A 7403-nucleotide genomic window follows, 5' to 3' on the forward strand; every position below is an offset into this window, starting at 1 on the left:
GGTGCCGAAGGTGTTGTCGGCGGTGCCTTTGAGGAAGCCGGTGGTGGGGCTGGCGCCGTTGGTCCAGGCCTTGGCGGCGGGGGTGGCGAAGCCGAGGCCGAAGGTCTTGTCCAGGAAGGCCCACAGGAACACCCAGCCGATGGCGATGCGGGCGGCGGCCCAGGCGTAGCGGGCGGGACCGGTGCCGGCGGCGGGGACCGTCTCGGTGTGCGCGCGGGGGGCGGGGACGGTGACCGCGGCGGCGGGAGCGGCGTCGTAGAGGTGGTGCTTCCTCTGGTTACGCCCTTCGGTGATGGCCATGACCGGCCCCTTTCAACGTCGTGCTGCTCTTTTCGACGCTTCAAGCAAACCGCGATCACCGGCCCCGCCGCAGGAGCCGTACGGCACCCTCCGGCCGCCCGAAGTCCCTGTGATCGAGGGACTTTCGTCGTACGTCCCGCCGAACGACACGTACCGGTGCCCCGGTCATTCCGGCGAGGGCGGGTCCAGCCGCAGGCGGCCGGCCTCCGTCCGCGCGTCGACCTTCCCCGTCACGCCGCGCACGGTGACGTCGCCGTGCTCACTGCGGATCGTGACCGTGATGTCCCTCGGCACCACGAACGCGTAGTCGGTGTGGCTCCCGGCCGTGTCCCTGAGCGGGCCGCAGATCGAACCCGTCTCGTCACACACCAGCCCGACCGTCAGCGAGCCGTCGCCCCACGACTCCACGCGGGGCCCCGATCCCTGCGCGCGGCGGGTCACTCGCACCTCGGTCACGTCGGCGCCCACGACCTCGACGTCTCCGTGGTCGGTGCGAACGTCGAGGGTCCGGATGCCGTCGAAGGACGCGGGAGAGTCCAGCAGCATGTCAGTGGTCGACACGGCGAGTACCGCCAGCAGCGCGAGGAGCAGCGGCACCGCCGTCGCCGCCAGCACGAGGGTGCGGCCCGTCCGCCGATCGCCCGTCGACATGAGCGTGTCCATGGCGTATTCGTACGGGGTGCCGCCTGCTCGACGGTTGCAGCCCGCTTACCGGGTGGGCCTCACCGCCACGCCTGGCGCGCGGCCCACCGCTCCACCGTCGTCGTTCCCCGGTGGAGCCACCCCTCCGGGATCGGCGGTGGTGCGGCCGCCGCGGCCGGGGCGTAGAACCCGGCGATTCCTTCGGCCGCCTCCCGCCCCACGACCGGCGTGATGAGCCGGGCGTACTCGGCGGGCTCGACCCACAGGTAGCGCACCGGCCTTCCGGCGGCGGAGGCCACGGCGGCGGCGAGCCGGTCGCCGGTGGCGTCCTCCGGGCCCGTCACGACGAGCCGCGCGGGCGGCTCGGCGCAGGCCAGCGCCTCACCGACGGCCTCCGCCAGGTCGTCGAGCGCCGACCACGGCACGGGGGCCTCCGCCGGCAGCGGATAAACCAGCTCGCCGTGCTCGCGGACGCGCCGGGCCGACCAGGGCTGCACCAGGTTCTCCAGGTACGGCCCCGCGGGACCGATCACGGACGCGGCCTCCACCCGCGCGGGCAGGTCCCGGGCGAACAGGACCCGGGCGTCGACGAACGGGACACCCACCGGGTCCGGCGGCAGGGGCATCCCCGGATTGAACACCACCCGCGACACGGCGGCCTCGCAGAGAGCGGCGAGCACCGACGCCGCGTGCCGCAGGGCGATCTCGCCGAACACCTGCGGAAGCTGCACGACGACCGCGTCGGCGCCCTTGTACGCCGCGGCGAGGGAGGTGGCGTCGGCCAGATCGGCGGAGGCGGAGTTGAGCGGCCGGACCTGGTGCCCGAGCGCGCGCAGCCTCCGTACGACGGGAGAGCCCTGGGTCCCGGTCGCTCCGTGCACTGCAATGATCGTTCTCGTCATGCGGCCGACGCTAGAGCTGTCGCTTCATCTTTTGAAGTAGGCACTTTTCCTGTAGTAACTACAGCCATGGAAACAATCCAGGCACCGCGGCCGCCGGTCACGCCCGAAGAATGCGTCGTCACCCGGACGCTGACGTTCGTCGGCAGCAGGTGGACGCCGCTGGTCATCTGGCACCTGCTCGACGGCACCAAGCGGTACGGCGAGCTTCGGCAGGCGCTGCCCGGGATCAGCCCGAAGACGCTGGCCGACCGCCTGCAGGCCCTGGAGGAGCGCGGACTCGTCACGCGCACGGTGCATCCGGAGAAACCGCCGCGCGTGGAGTACGCCCTGACGCCCCGGGGCTTCGCACTCGGGAAGATCCTCGACGACGTCGCGCGGTGGGGCGAAGCGTGGGAGGACGCGGACGTCGCGACCGGAGCGGGCCCAACGACCGGCGGGGACGGGTCCTGAGCCTCTACCCGCCCGGCCGTCCCGGCGGGAGGCTGCGAGCGACAGTTTCCGAAGCCGGAACAGGCCCGAGACAAGGAGGTCCGGCCATGACACGTGTGCTGGTCGCCTACGGATCCAGACGAGGCTCGACCGCGGAGATCGCGGGCTGGATCGGCGACACCCTGCGCGGGAAGGGGCTCGAGGCCGAGGTCGCGGACGCGGGGTCGGTCCGCGACGTGACCGCCTACGACGCCGTGGTGCTGGGCGGAGCACTGTACGCGGGACACTGGCACAAGGACGCCCGGCGCTTCGCCCGGCGGCACGCCGCGGCCCTGTCCGGCCGGCCGGTGTGGCTGTTCAGCAGCGGGCCGCTCGACCGGTCCGCGGACGAGGCCGGGATCCCGCCGGTTCCCAAGGTGGCCCGGGCGTCGGAGGCTCTTCGCGCTCTGGGTCACCGGACGTTCGGAGGGCGGCTCGCCGGTGACGCCAAGGGCTTCATCACCGCGAGGATCGCCGCACGTACCGGAGGCGATTACCGCGACCCGGACGCGGTACGCGCCTGGGCACGACAGATCGCCGAGCAGGTGGCGACCGCCCAGCGGACGGAGGGCCGACCGGCCCCCCGTGCCACGTGACGGGGTGGCGGCGACGAGCCGGACCGTGGTTGCACCGGCACCGCCGGGGTCCGGGTGCTCGGACACGATGCACGGAAGCAGACGCGCCGTCTGTCAGACGTCACCGACGTCCCCGGCCGGCGGCGGGCGCCGCGACATGGGCCACCACCGGCTCGCCGCGCACGGCGCGGTGGTACGCCTCGCGGGCGGCGGCGCGGATGAGTTCCGGGCAGGCGGACGCGGTGGGGCGGATGCACACGTAGATGTGCACCATGCCGTCGATGTCCGCCAGGCGTACGTCGTCCACCGTCTCGGTGAACGCCTCCTGCAGGGCCTCCCGCACGGTACGTCGTGTGACCGGGCCGGTGGCCTGTTCGCGGCTCTCTTCGCCGTCCTGACGGCGGGGGATCGGACGGGGATCGGTGCTCAGGATGGTCATGACTCAACCGTGCCGCCGGGCGTCCGGTGCGGGGAGGGCCGAAGGTCCCCGGACCCGGCGCCGGATGTCGCTTCCGGTCCCGGCCGCGATCCGTGCACGCGTCGGACGTCCGGCCGGTCACACACTGATCACTCCGTGCGCCGCGAACTGGGCGTGCACGCGTTCCAGCAGATGCTGGCCCGGGGGCGTGACGTCGGCCAGCGGGTAGGCCAGTCCAAGCCGGGCGTACTTGCCGGCGGCCATGCGGTGGAAGGGCAGGACGTCGACGCGCTCGACGTTGCCGAGCGACGCGACGAAGCGAGCCAGGCCCTCGACGTTCTCCTCGGCGTCGGTGTGTCCGGGCACCAAAACGAACCGCACCCAGACGGGGCGACCGAGGTCGGCCAGCCGGCGGGCGAAGCGCAGGGTCGGTTCCAGGCTCCCGCCGGTGAGCCGCCGGTAGCCCTGCGGGTCATGCGACTTGATGTCGAGCAGCACGAGGTCGGTGTCGGCCAGCAGCGCGTCGCTCGCCCGGTCGCCGAGGAAACCGGAGGTGTCGAGCGCGGTGTGCAGGCCGCTGTCGTGGCAGCGGCGCAGCAGTTCGCCGGTGAAGCGGGGCTGCAGCAGCGGCTCGCCGCCGCTGACCGTCACCCCGCCGCCGGCGACCGAGATGAACCGCCGGTAGCGGTCCACCTCGGTCATGACCCCGTCCACCGTGACCCGGCGGCCGTCGCGCATGCGCCAGGTCTCCGGGTTGTGGCAGTACAGGCAGCGCAGCGGGCAGCCGCAGGTGAACACCACGAAGCGGGTGCCGGGTCCGTCCACGCCGACCGACAGGTCCCACGACTCGATGACGCCGCCGCCGGCCGCCGGCTCCGCCTGGCAGAGCTCGGCGGCGACGTCCTCACGGAGCCGGGCAGTGGAGTCCTGGCGGAGCCGGGCCGTGGCGCCGGCCCTCGGTTCACCGCGCATCACAGCCGCCCGTGGAAGGTGCGGTCGACGACGTCCTGCTGCTGTTCCCGGGTGAGCCGGACGAAGTTGACTGCGTACCCGGAGACGCGGATGGTGAGCTGCGGGTACTTCTCGGGGTGATCCATGGCGTCGATCAGCGTGGCCCGGTCGAGCACGTTGACGTTCATGTGGAAGCCGCCCGCGTCGAAGTAGCCGTCGAGCACGCCCACGAGGTCGGCGACCCGGTCCTCGGCCGTGCGGCCCAGCCCGTCCGGGGTGACCGTGCTGGTGAGCGAGATGCCGTCCTGCGCCTGCTCGTACGGGAGCTTGGCAACCGACAGCGCCGAGGCGACCAGGCCGTGGCGGTCGCGGCCGTTCATCGGGTTGGCGCCGGGAGCGAACGGCGTGCCGGCCCTGCGCCCGTCGGGCGTGTTGCCGGTGTGCTTGCCGTACACCACGTTGGAGGTGATGGTGAGCACCGACTGGGTGTGCTCGGCGTCGCGGTAGGACGGGTTGCGGCGGATCTTGTCCATGAACGACCTGACGAGGCCGACGGCGATGGCGTCGGCGCGGTCGTCGTTGTTGCCGTACGCCGGGTAGTCGCCCTCGACCACGTAGTCCACGGCCAGCCCGGTCACGTCGCGGAGCACCCGGACCGTCGCGTGCTTGACGGCCGACAGGCTGTCGGCGGCCACCGACAGGCCGGCGATGCCGCAGGCGAGCGTGCGCTTGACGGGGTAGTCGTGCAGCGCCATCTCGATGCGCTCGTAGGCGTACTTGTCGTGCATGTAGTGGATGACGTTCAGCGCGTTCACGTACGTCTTCGCGAGCCAGTCCATCATCCGGTCGAACGCCGCCGCGACCTCCTCGTAGTCGAGCACGTCGCCGGTCAGCGCGGGGTAGGCGGGGCCGACCTGCTCGCCGCTGATCTCGTCCCGGCCGCCGTTGATCGCGTACAGCAGGGCCTTGGCGAGGTTGACCCGGGCGCCGAAGAACTGCATCCGCTTCCCGACGGGGGCGGCCGAGACGCAGCAGGCGATGGCGGTGTCGTCGCCGTACCGCGGCCGCATCAGCTCGTCGTTCTCGTACTGGATCGAGCTGGTCTCGATGGACAGGCGGGCGCAGAAGCGCTTGAACGGCTCGGGCAGCCGCGGCGACCAGAAGACCGTCAGGTTCGGCTCGGGCGCCGGGCCGAGGTTGCGCAGCGTCTGCAGGTAGCGATAGCTGGTGCGGGTGACCAGCGGCCTGCCGTCCGCGCCGATGCCGCCGATCGACTCCGTCACCCAGGTCGGGTCGCCGGAGAAGAGCTGGTCGTACTCGGGGGTGCGCAGGAAGCGGACGATGCGCAGCTTGATGACGAAGTCGTCGACCAGCTCCTGCGCCTCCTGCTCGGTGAGCCGTCCCTCGGCGAGGTCCCGCTCCAGGTAGACGTCCACGAACGTGGAGGTGCGGCCGAGGGACATGGCCGCGCCGTTCTGCTCCTTGACGGCGGCGAGGTAGGCGAAGTAGAGCCACTGGACGGCCTCGCGCGCGGTGGCCGCGGGCCGGGAGACGTCGTGGCCGTAGGAGACGGCCATCCGCTTCAGCTCGTCGAGGGCGCGCAGCTGCTCGGCCAGCTCCTCCCGGTCGCGGATGACCGCGTCCGTGGAGAACTCGCCGTCCAGCGTGTGAAGCTCGGCCCGCTTGGCCTCGATCAGCCGGTCTACGCCGTACAACGCGACCCGCCGGTAGTCGCCGATGATGCGCCCGCGGCCGTACGCGTCGGGGAGCCCGGTGATGATCCCGGCGCGGCGGGCCGCCCGGATCTCCGGCGTGTACGCGTCGAAGACGCCGTCGTTGTGCGTCTTGCGATACGTGGTGAAGATCTCCTTCACCCGGGGGTCCAGCGTGTAGCCGTAGGCGGCCAGGCCGCTCTCGACCATCCGCAGCCCGCCCGCCGGCATGATCGCCCGCTTCAGCGGGGCGTCGGTCTGCAGTCCGACGATCAGCTCACGCTCGGAGTCGATGTAGCCGGGCCGGTGCGCGGTGATCGAGGAGGGGGTGGCGGTGTCCACGTCGTACACCCCGCGCCGCCGCTCCTCGGGAAACAGGTCCGACACCTCCGCCCAGACCGCGCGGGTCCGCTCGGTCGGCCCGGCGAGGAACGACTCGTCGCCCTCGTACGGCGTGTAGTTGGCCTGGATGAAGTCGCGCACGTCGACGTTCCCGCGCCAGGTCGTGCCGCGGAAACCGCGCCACGCCCCGTGCGCGGGCGCCTGCGCGTCTCCCTGGTGCCTGACCTCGGTGACGGTCATCGTCTACCCCCTTCGTCGGTTCCGCCTCCACTGTGGTTTCCGGAACCACCCGCACGCTGCGCGCGGAAGTCATGGATCACGGGGACCAAAGTCACCCCGACGAGGTGGGTCCGTTCTGCGGACGAGTCACTCGGGCCGCCTCTGCCGACTCGCGTCGACGGTGATCACGGCCGCTCCGTCACCATGGCGCTGATCCGGTCCATGAGGCCGGGCATGTCGGCGTCCGGCACGGGGTTCAGCTGCCACTCGGCGAGCCGCAGGGACGCCTCGACCACGGCCTTCGCCCGATCGTGGCGGCGGTCCATGAACGCGTCGAACACCGTCCGGTCGAGCCGGTCGGCGGCGAGCAGCAGCTCGGCCAGGACCGCGGCGTCCTCCAGGCACTGGGCCGCCCCCTGGGCGAGGGTGGGCGGGCAGGCGTGCGCGGCGTCGCCGATCAGGACGACGCGGCCGCGGTTCCACGGACGGTCCACCAGCAGCGACTCGAACCACGTGTAGTTGATGCGCTCGGGGTCGGTGATGTCCTCCCGGATCTCGTCCCACGGCCCGCCGTATCCCTCGGCGAGGGCCCGCATGTGCGCGACCTTGTCGCCGACCGCCTCCCGTGGGCGGGCCTTCTCGACGAGATAGGCGTACATGGTGTCCGGGCCGGTCGGGCAGTATCCGGCGGTGAAGCAGGGGCCGCCGTAGACGAGGTCGGTGCGCTCGATCCCGGCGGGACGGCGGGTGTGGACGCGCCAGATGCCCAGGCCGGTCGGCCGCGGGGCGTCGTCGATCCCGATCAGCCCGCGCACCGCCGAGCGGATGCCGTCGGCGCCCACGACCAGGTCGTAGGTGCCGGTGGTGCCGTCGG

At 72.3% G+C, this 7403-nt stretch carries 8 protein-coding genes and 1 pseudogene; 2 read left to right on the plus strand and 7 right to left on the minus strand.

Annotated features, from left to right (window positions below; translation table 11 throughout):
- The 3 genes and pseudogenes from AB0J39_RS36650 to AB0J39_RS36660 all read right to left on the minus strand — a co-directional run.
- A pseudogene (locus AB0J39_RS36650) lies at window positions 1-300 on the minus strand (hypothetical protein); the annotation flags it as partial.
- 165 nt (window positions 301-465) lie between these two features.
- The gene (locus AB0J39_RS36655) at window positions 466-963 is read right to left on the minus strand and encodes a hypothetical protein (protein WP_363473294.1); all 498 of its coding nucleotides are present in this window, start codon (window positions 961-963) and stop codon (window positions 466-468) included.
- Window positions 964-1022: 59 nt separating this feature from the next.
- A complete protein-coding gene (locus tag AB0J39_RS36660; protein ID WP_363473296.1) occupies window positions 1023-1844 on the minus strand; it encodes a hypothetical protein in 822 nt (273 codons plus the stop codon).
- A gap of 66 nt (window positions 1845-1910) precedes the next feature.
- Here AB0J39_RS36660 and AB0J39_RS36665 point away from each other — a divergent pair, with 66 nt between their 5' ends.
- Together AB0J39_RS36665 and AB0J39_RS36670 are read left to right on the plus strand one after the other, a co-directional pair.
- Complete coding sequence (locus AB0J39_RS36665; RefSeq protein WP_363473298.1) at window positions 1911-2294, plus strand: helix-turn-helix domain-containing protein; 384 nt, start codon at window positions 1911-1913, stop codon at window positions 2292-2294.
- Between the two features lie 86 nt (window positions 2295-2380).
- Entirely contained in the window at window positions 2381-2908 is a 528-nt protein-coding gene (locus tag AB0J39_RS36670; RefSeq protein ID WP_363473300.1) for a flavodoxin domain-containing protein, read from the plus strand.
- A gap of 100 nt (window positions 2909-3008) precedes the next feature.
- On the opposite strand, the gene AB0J39_RS36675 is transcribed toward AB0J39_RS36670, so the two are convergent.
- The 4 genes from AB0J39_RS36675 to AB0J39_RS36690 all read right to left on the minus strand — a co-directional run.
- Window positions 3009-3326: a hypothetical protein gene (locus tag AB0J39_RS36675; RefSeq protein ID WP_363473302.1), complete on the minus strand. Its 318-nt coding sequence runs from the start codon at window positions 3324-3326 to the stop codon at window positions 3009-3011.
- 117 nt (window positions 3327-3443) lie between these two features.
- A complete protein-coding gene (gene pflA / locus AB0J39_RS36680) occupies window positions 3444-4277 on the minus strand; it encodes a pyruvate formate-lyase-activating protein (RefSeq protein WP_363473304.1) in 834 nt (277 codons plus the stop codon).
- A complete protein-coding gene (gene pflB, locus AB0J39_RS36685) occupies window positions 4277-6550 on the minus strand; it encodes a formate C-acetyltransferase (protein WP_363473306.1) in 2274 nt (757 codons plus the stop codon). Before pflB ends, pflA begins: the two co-directional genes overlap by 1 nt.
- Window positions 6551-6714: 164 nt before the next feature.
- Window positions 6715-7403: FAD-dependent monooxygenase (locus AB0J39_RS36690; RefSeq protein ID WP_363473309.1), on the minus strand; the 689-nt coding region annotated here is incomplete at its 5' end.

The organism is Microbispora sp. NPDC049633, assembly GCF_040675265.1.
GTDB lineage: Bacteria > Actinomycetota > Actinomycetes > Streptosporangiales > Streptosporangiaceae > Microbispora > Microbispora maris.